Raw genomic sequence first — 16,278 nt, forward strand, 5'->3', positions numbered from 1 at the left:
ATCATGAACTGAGAAGGCGACCGACGCAGAAAGGGGGGCGGTCCGTGCCGAACCGCGATCCCCGGGACCCGTCGCCGACGGGTCGCCACCATCGTCCCGACGCGCGCCGGTCCGGACCGGTCCCCCCGACCCGCCGCGCGGCGCCCGCGCGGCGGCGGGCGCTGTCCGGCCGGCCGCTGTTCACCGTGGCCTCGCTCGCCACCGCGGCGGTCGTCGCGGCCGGGGCCGTCGCCATCGCCCGCGACGGCCCCGGGACGCACGACGTGCGGGCCCGGGCGGCGGCTGCGCGGCGCGTCACCGCCGTCCCGGCCGTCGCCGACACCTACGTCGTGCGGGAGCGCCCCACGACGACGTACGGCGACGCGGCCAAGATCACCGCTTCGGTGTGGCCCGCGTGGCACACCGAGGCGTACGTCGCCTTCGACGTCCCCGAGAGCGCCAACGTCGCCGACGGGGCGCGCCTCGCCGTGACGTTCGACCGGTTCGACCACCGTCCCGGGCAGGTCGAGCTGCGGACGCTGCCCGACGGGTGGGACGAGACCGGAACCTCCTGGGACAACCGTCCGGTGCCGGGCCCGGTGATCGCGACCGTTCCCGTCACCGGCGACATGGCCGTCTTCGACGTCGGTTCCATCGTGCGCGCCCCCGGCCGGTACGCCTTCGCCATCACCAACGCCGAAGAGAACACGGGCGCTTCGATCCAGTCGCGGGAGGCCGACCGCGGCCCGCTGCTCGTCTTCGGCGGCGGTCGGCGCGGGCCCACCGCGTCGCCGACGCCCTCGCCGACGGAGCCGGAGCCGGCCGTGTCGGCGAGCACCGGGCCGTCCCCGACACCGACCCCGACGCCCTCGGACACGCCCTCGCCCGACCCGTCCAGGGAACGTCCCCGGACGCTGTGCGGCGCCTCGCTGAACTACCAGAACGGCGAGACGTCGCAGCAGGCGCTCAGCCGGATGGACCAGTACTACGGCGGGCTGGAGAGCGTCCGGCTGTTCTACCCGAGCGTCCCGCCGGCCTGGCCCGGACGGCCCGACGTCGGCAAGCGCACCGCGATCATCTCGTTCAAGCTCGACCCCCGCGCGGTGCTGTCGGGGCGGTACGACGAGGCCATGCGCCGCTGGTTCGCGACGGCCCCCGGCGACCGCGACGTCTACTGGGTCTACTACCACGAGCCCGAGGACAACATCGCCGCCGGGAGCTTCACCGCCGCCGACTACCGGGCGGCGTGGCGCCGGCTGCGGTCGCTCGCCGACGAGGCGCACAACCCGCGGCTGCACGCGACGCTCGTCCTCATGGGATGGACGCTCGACCCGCGTTCGGGCCGCGACTGGCGCGACTACTACCCCGGCAAGGACGTGATCCAGACGCTCGGCTGGGACGTCTACAACCTCGCCGACTCCAAGGGCCGCTACGAGACGCCCGAGGCGATGTACCAGCGGGTCATCGCGACGAGCGAGGGAGAAGGGCTGCCGTTCGGCGTCGCCGAGACCGGCAGCCTGGTGGTGCGGGGCGACGACGGCTCAAAGCGCGCCGAGTGGCTGCGCGCCACCAACTCCTATCTGACCGCGCACCGCGCCCTCTGGGTGGCCTACTTCGACCTGAAGTGGAGCAACGGCGACTACCGCCTCCTGGACGGCCCGAGCAGGCAGGCGTGGCGCGACTTCTGCTGACCGCGTCGCACGGCTGACAACGGAGAAGGCCCCCGGTTCGCACCGGGGGCCTTCGTCGTTCCCGCTGCCGGTGGCGGTCCCGGCCGGAGTGCTCCGGCCGGGACCGTCATCCGGTCACGGTTCGCGGATCAGGGCTTCCGCGCCAGGACGATCGTCCACATCTGCGCCCTGCTGGCCGCGTCGGTGGACGCGATCTTCCCGCCGTAGCCGCCGGTGGCCACCGAGCCGCCGCTGTCCACGGTGAGGCTGGTGATCCGTCCGCCGCCCGCGCCGATGCCCGTCCCGCGGGTCTCGACGCCGGCCGGGGCCGTCCAGGCGGTGGTGCTGGACGACTTGTCGGCCCAGTAGGAGATCACCCAGCTCCCCGGCGCCGCGACCGACGCGGTCGGCGACGGGTGGTCGGTGACCGCCGAGCCGTCCACGGCCTTGGCGACGGCCGCGACCGGGTCGTCCGTCGCGGTGCCCTGGTACGCCAGCAGCCGCAGGTCGGACTTGGTGATCGCGCTGAACGGGATCGTGATCTGCGTCCCGGCGTCGCCGGCCGCCGCGACCCGCTTCCACACCACCGACGTCGCGCCCGTGCTCGCCGTCTGGGTGTCCACCTGGGTCCACCCGGCGGGCGGGGTCATCGTGACGCCGCCGCTGTTGTAGGTCAGCAGCAGCAGCAGACCGTCGCCGGGTTCGACGGCGGGCGGGACCGTCACCTTGACGGACGTGGCGTTGGCGTTGGCGCCGTCCCCGCCCCGGTAGACGATGCCGGTGCTGTTCGGCGCCACGGTGACGGTGTCGGACTTCTCCGCGGTCGCGCCGTCGTCGTCGGTGACGGTCAGCTTGACGGTGTACGTGCCCGCCGCCGCGTAGGTGTGGTTCGCGGTCGCGCCGGTACCGGTCTGGCCGTCGCCGAAGTCCCACGCGTACGACGCGATGGTCCCGTCGGGGTCGCCGGATCCGGAGCCGTCGAACGCGCAGGCGAGCGCGCCGCAGTCGGTCGTGAACGACGCCGTGGGCTTCTCGTTCGGGACGCCCGAGTACAGGAAGACCGAACGTCCGCGCCAGTCGCCGGTGGCGACGACCGTCGCCGTGCCGGTCGGCACTCCGGCGGCGGAGAACCCGACCCGGTAGAGCTTCCCGTCGTTGTTGTTCACGTAGTACAGGTAGTCGCCGTCGACGAACATGCCGCCGACCTGGCTCCAGTTGGTCGCCGGCAGGTTGCCGGTCGCGACGTTCTCCAGCGCGCCGACGATGTTGCTCTGCGGCGTGAAGCCCCGGTAGTACAGCGAGGACTGGCCGCGCGTGTAGTAGACCCGGCCCTTCGCGAAGAACATGCCGTTGATGTTCGGCACCTGGCCGTGCCAGGTGGACATGTTCGTGAGCTGGTCGGCCTCGTTGATGACGGTCGGCGTGCCGAGCGTCGTGCCGTCGAACGTGCGGCGGTAGAACTTGCCGTCGTTCAGCCCGTAGAACAGCTCACCGTTGATCATGAACGAGCCGCGCGCGGTGCGCCAGTCGAACCCGGCGGTGCCGTCGGTGACCTCCGAACCGGCCGTGGTCCCGTTGAACGAGCGGTGCTTCAGGTAGTTCGGCGGGAACAGGAAGCCCGTGCCGCCGCCGTAGTAGACGTTGCCGGGCAGCGTCCCCGTCTGGTTCACGGCCACCTTGGTGCCGCCCGCCACCGGGAACATCGCGAGCCTCGGGTGGTACTCGCCGCCCTGGTTCTCGGTGTCGCTGCCGATCCACAGGCCCTCGTTCGTGGCGAGGAGGTCGAAGACGCCGACGCCGAGATCACGGCCCGGGTTCCACGTGTAGGGGACGCCGCTCAGCGGGTCGAGCGCGACCAGGCCGCGCCGCGAGACCGCGCCCTGGCCCGGGGAGTCCCCGGCGAACGGGTTGTTGGACCAGCGGAAGTGGCCGCCCGCGTAGACCGCGGTGTCGGTGATCTCGATGGCGTACGTGGTGTCGCCGCCGGTCCAGTTGACCCAGGTGGGCTGCTGGCCCGCGCCGGTCGCGGCCGTCTCCCAGCGGGCCTGCGAGTCGCAGAGCTTGGACGTGCCGCCGTACGCGCCGGTCGTGGAGACCACGAAGAACGAGCCGTCGGGCGAGAAGTCGACGTCGCGCATGTACGTGTCGAACGACTGCGAGCACTGGTCGGCGTACCGCGCCGTGTCCCAGTTGGCGAGCTGGGCGGTGGCGCCGGACAGGTCGATCATCGCGATCTGGTGCCGGGGGCTGCCGCCGACGGAGTTGAAGACGCCGATGATGACGAGCTTGGAGCCGTCCGGCGTGATGTCCATCTTGTAGACCTGGGTGGTGCCCGTCCCGGTCTGCGTGCCGGAGATCCCGAGGTCGACGAAGTCGTCGCGGGCGCCGGTCTGCGGGTTGATCGCGGCGAGGGCCGCGCGCGGAGCGCCGTCCACGGTGGAGAACGTTCCAGCCGCCAGCAAACGGCCGCCGGCGAAGCGCAGGTCGCGGACACGGGCGTCGAAGTGCGGCTGGAACGACGTGATCGGCGCGCCCGTCGTCGCGTTGACCCGGGCCATCACGAAGGTGCGGACGCCGTTGATGTAGCCGAAGTTGCCGCCGACGTAGAGGGAGTTGCCGTCCGGCGCGGGCAGCAGGACGCTGACCTCGTTCTTGTCGACGTCCGGCGTGAAGTTCGGGTCGATGGCGCCGGTCGCCGCGTCGAAGGCGAACATGCGGTTGCGCGTCAGGATCGGCTTGCCGCCCCCCGGCTCTTTGACCTGGGTGAAGCTGCCGCCGACGTAGATCTTGCCGCCGATCTTCACGATCGACTTGACCTCGCCGTCCTGGACCTGCGGCGTGTAGTCGACGGGGTCGGCGTTGACGACCTTGCCCTGGCCGGTTTCGGCCCCCGTCTGGTCGGCCTGGGCCGGGGCGGTGACGGCCGCTCCCGTCAGTCCCAGCGCCAGGATCACCCCCGCGACAAGGGCTCCGAGTCTGCGTCTGCCCATGCAGCGCCTCCTGCAAGTGTAAGGAGTAAAATCTCACCCAAAACAACGCCCTGGGAGCCCGGCGCCGGGCAAGCGTAACCGGAGCAGTCTGCGCAACACGGAACTTTCGTCAACATTTCGATATCAAGTTTCCGGCAACGGTCCACTCCGCTGATCTGCGGACTTGTCCCGACCAACGCCCGGAAGCACAGCACGCGAGGTACGCTTCCCGGGCGGAGCGACGTCCCGACCGGCCGCGAACCGGCCCGTCGCGACGGCCCCGGCGTCGCGGGTCCGCGTCGGCGTGGAAACTCAGAACGGAGCGGCGGTGACCGGGATGCGAGCGGTCGCGGGGGATGCCCGTTCCGCGGGTCCGCGGCTGCTGCCCTGGCGCGCGGAGCCCGACTGGCCCATCACGGTGGCCCTGCTCGGCTATCCCGTCTGGTGGCTGCTCGGCCTCGCCCAGGTCATGCCGATCCTCATGGCGGTGCCGATGGCGTTCGTCCTGTGGCGGCGGCGCGGCCGGCTCGTCGCGCCGAGCGGGTTCGGCGTCTGGCTGTTCTTCGTCGCCTGGGTCGTGCTCGGCGTGCTCGTCCTGTGGGCCGACGCCCCGGGCGCCGTGCCCGGCGGGGGCGCGAGCCGGCTGCTCGTGTTCGGCTGGCGGCTCGCCTGGTACCTGACGTTCACGATCGTCCTGCTCTACATCGGCAACCTCGGCGAACGGGAGCTGCCGAGCGGGAAGATCGGCCGGCTGCTCGGCTACATGTTCGTCGTCACGACCGCGGGCGGCCTGCTCGGCTCGTTCCTGCCGGGCGTCCAGCTCACGTCCGCGATGGAGCTGGTCCTGCCGCACGGGCTCAGCTCCAACTCCTTCATCCACAGCATCGTCCATCCGAAGACGGCCGAGATCGACACGATCCTCGGCTTCGAGCAGCCGCGTCCGATGGCCCCCTTCGCCTACGCCAACACGTGGGGCGCCGCGTACGCGTTCTTCCTGCCGTACTTCGTGCTGACGTGGATCGTCCGGGCCAAGCCGATCCGGCGGGTGTTCGGCGGGCTCATCGTCGTCGCCTCGCTGTGGGCGGTCGTGTACTCGCTGAACCGGGGCCTGTGGATCTCCCTCGGCGTGATCGGGCTGTTCGGCATCGCGAAACTCGTCCAGGTCGGCGGGCCCCGGCTGATCGCCTGGACGGGCGGCGCCATCCTCGCGGGCGCGATCGTGGTCCTGCTGTCGCCGCTCCCCGGGCTCGTCCAGGACCGCATCGACAACCCGCACAGCAACAACCGGCGCTCCCTGCTCGCCGAGGAGACGACCCGCAGCGCCCTCAGCGGCTCCCCGCTCGTCGGCTTCGGCTCGACCCGGGACGTCCAGGGCGACCTCGGCCAGGTCGGCGGCGGCGCCCTGCCCGGCTGCAAGGCGTGCGCCCCGCCGCCGCTCGGCACCCAGGGCCACATCTGGCTGCTGATCTTCGCGAACGGGATCGTCGGGACCGTCGCGTTCTGCCTGTTCTTCCTCATCCGCTTCGCCCTGCACTGGCGAGATACGAGCGCCTACTCGATCGCGGGGTGCTGCGTGCTGCTCGCCTGCGCGCTCTTCCTTTTCGTCTACGACCTGGTGGAGGTCCCGCTGTACACGGTGATGATCGCGGTCGCGCTGATGTGGCGCGCGAAGCGCGACGCCCGGACCGAGAACGGGCGCCGGGCCGGCCGCCGCCCCGCCCTCACCGAGGCCGCGTGATGGGCGCCGAGACGCATCAGGCCTGGGTCGGCGCCACGGCCGCGCTGTGGCCCGGAGCGCACGTCGCCGCCGTCGCGCCGGGCGAGTCCGCCGGGGCGCGGCGCGAGCTGGCGTTCCTCCCCGACGCCGAACGGCCCCGCCTGCTCGTCCCCGCCGGGCTGCCCCGCGCGGCGGCGACGGCGCTGCGCCGCTACAGCCACGACCTCGGCCTGCGGGAACGCGTCACGCGCGGGCTCGTCGCGACCGCCGTGCGCACCGGGCTGCCCGAACGGCGGCTCAGGGACCGGCTGCGCATCACCGGCGGCGGGCCGTCCGTCGAGGACCGTCTCGCCGACCTGCTCGGACGGCCGGTCGTGGTCAGCATCGGTCTCGGCAACGCGCGTGCCAACCGCAAGCCGATCCTGCACGTCCTCTCTCCAGGGGGTGAGCCGGTGGCGTTCGTGAAGGTGGGCGACAATCCCACGACCCGTGATCTCATCGCCCGCGAGGCCGCGGCACTCGCCTACCTGGCGGAGCACCCGCCCGCGGGCGTGCACGTCCCGCGCGTCCTGCACCACGGCGCGTGGGAGGGCATGGACCTGCTCGTCCTGGAGCCGCTGCCGACGAGCGCGCTCGGCCGACGGCCGCGCGGCGACGCGCCGGTCGCCGAGATGCGCGCGCTGTTCGAGGTCGGCGGCGCCGAACGGGCCGTGCTGCGCGACAGCCCGTTCTGGGCGAGCGTGACCGGGGACGCGGCTGCCATCGCCGACGCGGACCAGCGCGAACGGTTCACCGCGGTCGTCGCGGACGTCGAGAAGGCGCACGGCGGTCGCGCACTGGAGTTCGGGGCCTGGCACGGCGACTGGACGCCCTGGAACATGGCCTGGCACCGGGGCCGCCTCCGCCTCTGGGACTGGGAGCGGTTCGCCCGTCCGGTCCCGGCGGGGTTCGACCTGCTGCACTACCGGCTCCAGGAGGCCATGCGGGTCCAGCCGGGTCCCGCCTACGCGGCCTGGCCCGACGGCGCGGACGCCGCGCTCGCGCCGGTCGGCCTGACCGGCGCGGACGCCGACGCGACCGTCCACCTCTACCTGCTCGAACTGTGCCGCCGCTACCTGCTCGCGGCGCAGGAGCCCATCGGCGAACCGTTGCGCGCCGACGCCGACCGGCTCCTCCACCTGCTCCACGCCGGTCCCGGGAGGACTTCGTGATCTCACGCAGCGACGCGCCCCAGTGGGTCAAGGACGCGGGCCGCGCCGCCACCCGGACCGCCGGCCGGCTCACCGCGGGCGCGCGGATGCTGCCCGGCTTCCTCATGGTGGGCACGCAGCGCGGCGGGACCACGTCGCTGTTCCGCGCCCTCGCGCCGCACCCGTCCGTCGTCCCGCCGAACTTCCACAAGGGCGTCCACTACTTCGACGTCAACTATCCGCGCGGCCTCGGGTGGTACCGCGGCCACTTCCCCCTCCGGCCGATCGCCGGCCGCCCGGACGGCGCGGCGCGTCCGCTGGCGTTCGAGTCCGCCGGGTACTACATGCACCACCCGCTCGCGGCCGAGCGCATCGCCGCCGACCTGCCCGGCGTCAAGCTGATCGCGCTGCTGCGCGACCCGGTGGAACGTGCCTACTCGGCCCACAAGCACGAACTGGCGCGCGGGTTCGAGACCGAGCCGTTCGAGCGGGCGCTGGACCTCGAACCCGAGCGCCTGGCGGGCGAGGTCGAGCGCATCAAGGCCGATCCCGCGTACGTCAGCCACAGCCACCGCCACCACTCCTACATCGACCGGGGGCAGTACGCCGAGCAGATCGAGCGGCTGTACGCCCTGTTCGGACGCGAGCGGGTGCTCGTGACGTTCGCCGAGGACTTCTTCAGCGAACCCGAAGCCGTCTACGACCGGATCCTCGACTTCCTCGACCTCCCCCGGTGGCGCCCGCCGTCCTTCGAGCGGCACAACGCGCGGCCGGGCTCGCCCCTGCCCCCGCACCTCCTCGAACGCCTCACCGAGCACTACCGGCCCCACGACGACCGCCTCGCCGAGCTGATCGGCGAGGAACCGGCCTGGCGACGGGTCTGACCTCCGGGAACGCCATGAGGAAACGCCGCCTCGGTCCTTCCCGGGTGGAGGCCGAACCACCGCTCGCACCCGACGCCGTGCCCGTCACGCGGTACGTCGGCGCGCTCAAGCGGCACAAGGTCACGCTCGCCGCGGCGCTGCTGCTCGGCTTCGTCGGCGGGGCGGCCGTCACCGTGAGCCGACCGCCCGGGTACATCTCCACCACGTCCGTGCTCGCCCCGCCGGTCACGCTCCATCCCGGGCTCACGATCGGGTCGTCGTTCGACGACAACAGCCGTCCCCCGCGCGACGCCACGATGGACACCGAGGCGCAGCTCGCCTGGTCCGACGACGTCCTGCGCCGGCTCGCGACCTTCCCCGGCTTCGCCGGCCGGTCCCGCGCGGACCTCAAGTCCCGCATCGGGCTGACCGTGCCGGAGGGCACGCACGTCCTGACGATCTCCGTGCGCGGCGGGACGCCGACGGAGGCCCAGCGCGGGGCCGAGACCGTCGCCGACGCCTACCTCACGCTCCGGCAGCAGATCCTCGGCGGTGTGCAGCAGCGCAACCGCGAGGCGCTGGAGCAGTACGTCACGCTGCTCACCAAGCAGCTCAAGGCGCTGCCCGGCGACGAGAACGAGCCGACGCGCCTCACCGCCCGCACCCGCCGGCAGGAGATCTCCAAGCAGATCGGCACAGTGGAGAAGCAGCTCTCCCAGCTCGACAGCAAGGTCGTCCAGCCGGGCGAGGTGCTGCGCTCCGCGAGCCGCCCCGCCGCGCGCGACGGCTCCGACCGCGACGTCACCATCGCCGACGGCGTGGGCATCGGGTTCATGATCTGGGTGCTGTACGCGCTGGCGCGGGCCCGCCGCCCGCGCCGGATCCGCCGTCCCGCCGACATCCGCCTGCACAGCCGGCTGCCGATCATGGTCGAGGCCGCCGCGATGGACGGCGGCCACCGCGAGGTCTGCCGCCGGCTGCGGAACATCATCTTCGACGCCGAGGCGCGGACGGTCCTCGTCGCGGGCGCCCCGCCGGCGACCGCCGTCGCCGTCGCCCACGAACTCGCCGAACTCTGCACCGAGGGCGGATCGGCGACGACCGTGCTGCTCGTCCGCGCCGCCGGGGCCGACCGCGACATCGCCGAGGTCGTGACGCCTCCCCTGGGGTTCCCCGTGCGGTTCGTCCGGGGCGACGACGACCGGCATCTCGCCGCCGCGCTGCGCGCCGCGTCCCGCGAGTCGGCGCTCGTGCTCATCGCCACCCCGGACCTCAACGGCGCCGACACGATCAGCGCGGCCGTCGCCAGCGACCTCACGCTCGTCATCGTCGAACGGGGGCGGGCGCTCGACCGCGAGGTCGCGGCGGGCGTCCTCGCGCTCGATCTCGCCGCGACCCCCGCCCGTGGCCTCGTCCTCACCGCGCCGTCCCGCGAATGAGAGTCAACGTGAATGAATCCGCTATTCCACCAGACGCGGCTAAAGTCGTGACCTATCGGGCGACGTGCGCGGACAGCACCAGCAGAGGGGGCCATCGTGGCAGGTGAACCGACGGCCGAGCCGCAGGGGCAATTTCCCGCCCTGCTTCGACGGTACGCCGTCCTCCTCATCTCCCTCATCGTGATCTGCGGCGCGCTCGGCGCGGCGGCGGGGCTGTTCCTGCCGCAGCCGTTCAAGGCGACGGCGACCGTCCTCGTCAGCCCGCTGGACGGCAACCCCTACTCGCCCGAGGGCCGCGGCGACGACCTCATCAACCTGGAGACCGAGGCGCAGCTCGTCAGCACCGACACGGTCGCCAAGATCGCCCGGGCCCGGCTCAGGCGGGACATCGGCGGCTCCGTCTCGGTCGCCGTGCCGGCCAACACCCAGGTCCTCAACCTGACCTACACCGCGAACAGCGCCGCCGACGCCGGGGCGGGCGCGCAGGCGTTCGCCGACGCCTACCTGGAGTACCGGCGCCAGCGCGCCCAGGCCGTCGTCGACGGACGGCTCGGCAAGCTCAAGGCGCAGTCGGCGCGCGTCGAGCGGGCCCTGCGCGAGGCGAACCGGGAGCTGACCATCGCGCGCGGCTCCCAGCGCGCCTACCTCCGGCAGCGGATCACCGCCTACACCAACCAGCTCGGCGTGATCGACGAGCAGTCCAACGACATCGCCAGCACCCCGGTCGACCCCGGGCAGGTCATCACCCCGGCGGGCGCCGGGGACGACCCCGGCAAGACCCGGGCGCTGATGTACGGCGTCGGCGGGATCATCGGCGGGCTGCTGCTCGGGCTCGTCATCATGCTGCTGCGCGAGCGGTTCAACCAGCGCCTGCGCGACGCCGAGGGACTCGAAGGCCTCGGCGTCCGGGCGCTCAGCACCGTTCCGGCGGGCGCGGACGGCGACTCCCTCGTCCTCGTGGACGCGCCGCGCAGTCCCGCGGGCGAGGGCTACCGGCGGCTGCGCGCCGCCGTCGTGGCGACCGCCCCGCAGACGCCGGTGGCGCTGCTCGTCACCAACGCCACGCCCGGCGGCAGCGCGCGGCTCGCCAGCGCCAACCTCGCGGTGGCGCTGGCCTACGCGGGCGCCAAGACGATCATGATCGACGCCACCACCGAGGACGCCGACATCACGACGTTGTTCGGCGTCCGGCCCGGCAAGGGGCTGTCGGACACGCTCATCGGCGGCGCGGATCCGGCGACGCTGCTCATCCACACCGACTCCCAGCTCCGCCTGCTGCCGCGCGGGGCCCGGGCGCGGGAGGCCGCGCACCGCTTCAGCGGCCCGCGGATGCGCGAGACCGTGAAGACGCTCCGGCGGCGCAGCGAGTACCTGGTCGTCAACGCGCCGAGCCTGCACGACGCGGACGCGCAGGCGATCTGCACGTTCGTCGACGCGGTCGTCCTCGTCGTGGACCAGGACGTCACGACCCGCGAGGAGCTGCGGCAGGCCTACGTCGAGGCCGAGCGGGCCGGGGCCACCGTCCTCGGCGCGCTCCTGCAGCCGCCCGACCAGGGCCGGCCCGCGAAGCGGAGCGGCAAGAAGGAACCGGCGGCACAGACCCCCCTTCCCGGCCCGGCGGACGACCGGGACGCCTGGGCCGACGAGGAGCCCGTCGTCCACGGCGTCCCCGTCGACGAACGCGAGCATTGGCGGGATCGCGCCGAAGCCGGCGCTCCCGTCGACGACGCGGCGGACGGGACCGACGTCACCCAGACCCTGCGGGCGATCCCCGACCCGGAGCCGCCGGTCGTCGCGGACCGTCCGCCCCGCCGGTCGCGCGCCCGCTCGGCGACGCCGCCGCCCGGACCGACGCTGTCGGCGGCGGCGGCGACCCCCGAGGGCGACCTGCCGCTCGTGTCCGACCGTTCGCGCACGCACGGCCTGAAGCCCCGCGACGTCCCGGCCAGCGAGGTGGCGGGCTGGTCGGACCGGGAGAAGCAGCGCGCCGAGCCGCCGGACCAGCCGGTCGAGCCCGCGGCGACCCGGACGCAGGAGGACCTGACCCCCTATCTGGCCGACGAGCCGGACGTCCCGGACGACGCCGCGCCCGCCGAGGACGCCGGTCCCGTGAAGCCGCGCTACGGCAAGCCCGCGCGGAAGGCGGGCCGGCATGCCGGGTCCTGACGCCGGATCCGGCGGCGGCCCGAACCTCAACAAGCTGGCGCGCGGCGGCGCGCTGAACCTCGTGGGCGCGGGTTTCGCGGGCGTTCAGGGCATCGCGATCGTCTCGGTGATCGCCCACCTGTACTCGGCGCGGCTCGCGGGCTCGTTCTTCGCCGCCACGTCCCTGTTCCTCATCCTGTCGGCGGTGGCGGGGCTCGGCACCGACGCCGGCCTGCTGCGCTGGCTGCCCCGGCACCTGGCCCTCGGCGACCGGCGCGCGGCCGGCCGGACGGTGCCGATCGCGCTCGTCCCGGTGCTGGCGACGGCGGCGGCCGGCGGATTGGCCCTGGCGCTCGCGGCGCCGTGGGCGGCCGGGCACATCGGGGCCGACGACCCGGACCAGGTCGCCGGAATGCTGCGCGTTCTGGCCGCCTTCCTGCCGATCGCCGCCGCGCACGACGCGCTGCTGGCGGTGACGCGGGGGCACGGGGCGCAGCGCCCGACCGTCCTCATCGACAAGATCGTCCGGCAGGCGCTCCAGGTCGCGGGCGTGGTCGCCGCCGCGCAGGTCTCCGGGAACGCCGCGCTGCTCGCCCTCGCCTGGGTCGCGCCCTACCTGCCGTGCCTCCTGGCGGCGATCGTCTGGTACCGGCGGATCGCCCGGCGCCCGGTCCAGGCCGCCGGGGACGGTGCCGAGCCCGTCCCGTTCCGCCTGCTGGCGGGCGACTTCTGGCGCTTCACCGCGCCCCGGTCGATCGCCCAGATCTGCCAGACGGCGTTCCAGCGGGCGGACATCGTGCTCGTCGCGGCGCTCAGCTCACCGACGGAGGCGGCGATCTACACCGCCGCGACCCGGTTCATCCCGGTGAGCCAGCTCGCGACGCAGGCCGTGCAGAACGTCATGCAGCCCGCCGTCAGCCGTCTCATGGCGCTGGACGACAAGGCCGGCGCCCAGCGGATCTTCGCCGTCTGCGCGGCCTGGAACCTCGCGCTGTGCTGGCCCGTCCACCTGGCCATCGCCGTGGGCGCCCCGGTGTACGTCGGGTCGTTCGGCGAGCGGTACGCGGGCTCCGGCGAGATCGCGACCGTGATCCTGGCGATGGCGATGCTGGTCGCCACCGCGACCGGCGCGCGGGACGTCATGCTCCTGATGGCCGGACGCAGCGGGCTGAGCCTCGCCAACCAGGGCACCGCGCTCGCCGTGAACCTCGTGCTGAACGTCCTGCTCATCCCCCCGCTCGGGATCGCGGGCGCCGCGCTGGCCCGCGCCGGCGGGCTGCTCGTCCGGACGGCGCTGGCGCTCGTCCAGGTCCGCCGCATCCTCGGCATGAGCCCGGCGAGTTCGGGGCTGCTGTGGGCGGCGGGCTCGGCGCTGACCTGCTTCGGCGCGGTGCCGCTCGCCGTGCGGCTCGCGGCGGGCGACGGCGCCGGCGCGCTGTTCGCGGGCCTGGTGCCCGGAACGGTCCTCTATCTCGTCCTTCTCTGGTTCGGCCGCGAGCGGCTGGCCCTGACCGCCTTCACTTCTCTGCTGCCCGGACGCGGCGGCCAGAAGACCGCGATCGCGGTTCCCGACCCTGCATCTGCGAGGAGCATCCATGTCCCCGGGAATTGACCAGGTCCGCCGCAAGTCCCGCGCCGTGCTGCGCAAGAGCGGGCTCGCGCCGAGCGGGCCGGTGTACGGACGGCTCGTGGACGCGGGCCGTTCACTGCCGATCCCGGCCGCCGCGCGCGTCGCGGTGTCGTCGGCCGTGCTGCGCCGTCCGTGGCGCGTGCCGGTCCGGCTCGACCGGCTGCTCGTCGGGGCGCAGGGCGGCTGGACCGCCCGCGAGTTCGCCGAGCGCACCGACGACCTGCTGTGGCCGTCGACGCCGTTCCTGGACGGCCCGCACGTCGGCCTGCTGCGGCTCGCCGACGAACGCGGCGAGCTGACCGACGAGGAGATCCTCGCCAGCGGGTACGGCGCGCTCGGGCTGCGCTGCGTCGCGGCGGGCGGGAACTACTTCGGCGCCGGGGACGAGGCGGGGGTCGTCGCGGCGGCCCGCGCCTTCATCGCCCGGTACCGGGGCGAGAGCGCGCCGGACGCCGGGCCGCGCCCGCAGCAGAGCGGACCGCAGGACCCGGTCCTCGTCGCGCCCGTCCGCGGCTCGGACTACTACCAGATCCTCGACGGCCACCACCGGCTCGCGATCGCCGCGATGGGCGGGGCGACCGGCGCGCACGTCGTCGCCAAGTGGCTGCCGGTCACGACGCCGCTCCAGGACCTGCTGCTGCGCATGAGCTGGCTCGACGGCACCCACGAGCTGTACCAGCCGATCGACGCGCCGGAGCTGCGCGACGGGTGGACGACCGTCCGGCAGTGCACCGACCGCCTCGCCAAGATGCGGACGTTCCTCGCCGAGCGCGGCGTGACGGGCGGCCGGTACGTGGACGTGGCGAGCTGCTACGGCTGGTTCGTCGCGCAGATGGCCGCCGACGGCTTCGCGGCCGAGGGCATCGAGCGCGACCCGCTGGCCGTGCCGCTCGGCAAGGCCGTCTACGGGCTGCCCGCGGGCGCGATCAGCACCGGCGACTGCGTCGAGTTCCTCGGCGGCCGGGACGCGGGGGCGTTCGACGTCGTGTCGTGCTTCAGCCTGCTGCACCACTTCGTGCTGGGCCGGGGCTCGGTCGACGAGAAGGAGCTCATCCGCCTGCTCGACCGCGCGACCGGACGGGTCCTGTTCTTCGACACCGGCCAGGACAACGAGGCGTGGTTCGCCGAGTCGCTGCGCGGCTGGGACCCCGCGCACGTCGCGCGGTTCCTCCGCGAGAACACCACGTTCGACGAGATCGTGGACCTCGGCCCCGACGACGACGCCCGGCCGCCCTACGAGGACAACTACAAGCGGCATCTGTTCGCCTGCGTCCGCACGGCATGATCTCGGCGCTCCGCTCCCCCGCCGCGCTGGCGACCCTTCCCCTGGTCCTCGTCACCGCGGCGTGCGCGCCTCGTCCCATCGCCAAAGTCCCCCCGCCCACGCCCCGTCCCCCGGCCGGAGTGGCTGCGGCCACGACCGGGACCGTCTGGGCCAGCGGCCTGAACACCGACGGGCAGCTCGGCAGCCCCGCCGACGGGTCCGTTCCTTCGCTGACGCCGGTGGCCGGTGTGGGCGGCCGGGGACGGCTGACGGGCGTCCGGGCCGTCGCGGGCGGCGGGCGGCACTCGCTCGCGCTCCTGGACGGCGGCACGGTCGTCGCGTGGGGCTCCAACGACCACGGGCAGCTCGGCGACGGGACCGTCCGCGACCGGCCCCTCCCGGCCCCCGTCCGGGCGCCCGACGGCGGGCCCGGCGTCCTCGACGACGCCGTGGCGATCAGCGCCGACGGGGACTTCTCGATGGCCCTGCGCGCGAACGGCCAGGTCGTCACGTGGGGCGACGGCGCCGACGGGCAGCGCGGCATCGGGCGGCGTCCCGCGCCGCGCACGCCCACGACGGTGCTCGGCACGTCCGGCAAGCATCCGCTGGACGACGTCGCGGCCGTGTCCGCGGACGGGCGCACCGAGCTGGCCCTGCGCACGAACGGCCAGGTCGTCGCGTGGGGCTCGAACGCCTACGGGACGGTCGGCGACGGCACGCGCACGTCACGGCCGCTGCCCGTCCCGGTGCGCGGACCGCACGGCGCGGCGCGGCTGACGGGCGTCACGCGGATCGCGATGGGCGGCAAGCACGGACTGGCGCTGCTGCGCGAGGGCCGTGTCGTGGCCTGGGGCCGCAACGACCTCGGGCAGCTCGGCGACGGCACGCGCCGCGACCGGCGCACTCCCGTCGTCGTCGCGGGCGTGCACGGGAACGGGCGGCTCGTCGGCGTCACGGCCGTCAGCGCCGCGGACGAGCACAACTACGCGCTGCTCCGGGACGGCACGGTCGTCGCCTGGGGCGCCAACACGGCCGGCCAGCTCGGCGACGGCTCCTGGCGCCCCCACACCGTCCCCGTGCCCGTCGTCGCGGCGCACGGCCCCCTGCTGCGGGGCGTCGAGCAGATCGACGCGGGCGACGCGTACGGCGTCGCGGTCCTCACCGACGGCGCCCCGCTGACGTGGGGCGCGGGCGGACGCGGACAGCTCGCCGCAGGCAACAAGGTCTCGCGCAGCCGCCCCGGCCCGCTGGTGATGACACACGGCGACACAGTACGGCCCGTCCTGACCGTGGGCGTCGGCGAACGCCACCTCCTGCTCGTCCTACGCGACTAGCACCCGCCCACACCCGCCCCACGACCACCGCGTCCGCTCGCGCCACGCGACCAGCGCGTCGGCTCGCGCCACGCGACC

The 16,278-nt window shown here is 74.0% G+C and carries 10 protein-coding genes; 9 read left to right on the forward strand and 1 reads right to left on the reverse strand.

Annotated elements, in window-relative coordinates; all coding sequences use genetic code 11:
* Nucleotides 1-44 precede the first annotated feature (44 nt).
* Nucleotides 45-1,670 carry a CBM96 family carbohydrate-binding protein gene (locus GQ466_RS10550; RefSeq protein WP_161102704.1) on the forward strand — a complete coding sequence of 542 codons (1,626 nt, stop codon included), beginning with the start codon at nucleotides 45-47 and terminating at the stop codon, nucleotides 1,668-1,670.
* 128 nt (nucleotides 1,671-1,798) lie between these two features.
* On the opposite strand, the gene GQ466_RS10555 is transcribed toward GQ466_RS10550, so the two are convergent.
* Entirely contained in the window at nucleotides 1,799-4,639 is a 2,841-nt protein-coding gene (locus GQ466_RS10555) for a PKD domain-containing protein (protein ID WP_161102705.1), read from the reverse strand.
* A gap of 316 nt (nucleotides 4,640-4,955) precedes the next feature.
* Here GQ466_RS10555 and GQ466_RS10560 point away from each other — a divergent pair, with 316 nt between their 5' ends.
* The 8 genes from GQ466_RS10560 to GQ466_RS10595 all read left to right on the forward strand — a co-directional run bounded on the left by GQ466_RS10560 (nucleotide 4,956) and on the right by GQ466_RS10595 (nucleotide 16,200).
* Entirely contained in the window at nucleotides 4,956-6,356 is a 1,401-nt protein-coding gene (locus GQ466_RS10560; RefSeq protein ID WP_161103815.1) for a hypothetical protein, read from the forward strand.
* Nucleotides 6,356-7,546 (forward strand): phosphotransferase, encoded by a 1,191-nt coding sequence (locus GQ466_RS10565; protein WP_161102706.1) that lies wholly within the window; start codon nucleotides 6,356-6,358, stop codon nucleotides 7,544-7,546. The genes GQ466_RS10560 and GQ466_RS10565 overlap by 1 nt, the downstream gene beginning before the upstream one ends.
* Entirely contained in the window at nucleotides 7,543-8,409 is an 867-nt protein-coding gene (locus GQ466_RS10570; protein WP_161102707.1) for a sulfotransferase domain-containing protein, read from the forward strand. The genes GQ466_RS10565 and GQ466_RS10570 overlap by 4 nt, the downstream gene beginning before the upstream one ends.
* Nucleotides 8,410-8,423: 14 nt before the next feature.
* Nucleotides 8,424-9,827: a GumC domain-containing protein gene (locus GQ466_RS10575; RefSeq protein ID WP_161102708.1), complete on the forward strand. Its 1,404-nt coding sequence runs from the start codon at nucleotides 8,424-8,426 to the stop codon at nucleotides 9,825-9,827.
* A 96-nt stretch (nucleotides 9,828-9,923) separates the two neighbouring features.
* Nucleotides 9,924-11,993: a hypothetical protein gene (locus GQ466_RS10580; protein WP_161102709.1), complete on the forward strand. Its 2,070-nt coding sequence runs from the start codon at nucleotides 9,924-9,926 to the stop codon at nucleotides 11,991-11,993.
* Entirely contained in the window at nucleotides 11,980-13,584 is a 1,605-nt protein-coding gene (locus GQ466_RS10585; protein ID WP_161102710.1) for a polysaccharide biosynthesis C-terminal domain-containing protein, read from the forward strand. The genes GQ466_RS10580 and GQ466_RS10585 overlap by 14 nt, the downstream gene beginning before the upstream one ends.
* Nucleotides 13,568-14,887, forward strand: a complete 1,320-nt coding sequence (locus GQ466_RS10590) for a ParB N-terminal domain-containing protein (RefSeq protein WP_161102711.1) — start codon at nucleotides 13,568-13,570, stop codon at nucleotides 14,885-14,887. Before GQ466_RS10585 ends, GQ466_RS10590 begins: the two co-directional genes overlap by 17 nt.
* Entirely contained in the window at nucleotides 14,884-16,200 is a 1,317-nt protein-coding gene (locus tag GQ466_RS10595; protein ID WP_161102712.1) for an RCC1 domain-containing protein, read from the forward strand. Before GQ466_RS10590 ends, GQ466_RS10595 begins: the two co-directional genes overlap by 4 nt.
* Nucleotides 16,201-16,278 lie beyond the last annotated feature (78 nt).

The organism is Actinomadura rayongensis (genome assembly GCF_009831215.1).
GTDB lineage: Bacteria > Actinomycetota > Actinomycetes > Streptosporangiales > Streptosporangiaceae > Spirillospora > Spirillospora rayongensis.

Coding starts and splice junctions, on each gene's coding strand:
- GQ466_RS10595 (WP_161102712.1), top strand. CDS start 14,884: ATGATCTCGGCGCTCCGCTCCCCCGCCGCGCTGGCGACCCTTCCCCTG.
- GQ466_RS10575 (WP_161102708.1), top strand. CDS start 8,424: ATGAGGAAACGCCGCCTCGGTCCTTCCCGGGTGGAGGCCGAACCACCG.
- GQ466_RS10565 (WP_161102706.1), top strand. CDS start 6,356: ATGGGCGCCGAGACGCATCAGGCCTGGGTCGGCGCCACGGCCGCGCTG.
- GQ466_RS10585 (WP_161102710.1), top strand. CDS start 11,980: ATGCCGGGTCCTGACGCCGGATCCGGCGGCGGCCCGAACCTCAACAAG.
- GQ466_RS10560 (WP_161103815.1), top strand. CDS start 4,956: ATGCGAGCGGTCGCGGGGGATGCCCGTTCCGCGGGTCCGCGGCTGCTG.
- GQ466_RS10590 (WP_161102711.1), top strand. CDS start 13,568: ATGTCCCCGGGAATTGACCAGGTCCGCCGCAAGTCCCGCGCCGTGCTG.
- GQ466_RS10555 (WP_161102705.1), bottom strand. CDS start 4,639: ATGGGCAGACGCAGACTCGGAGCCCTTGTCGCGGGGGTGATCCTGGCG.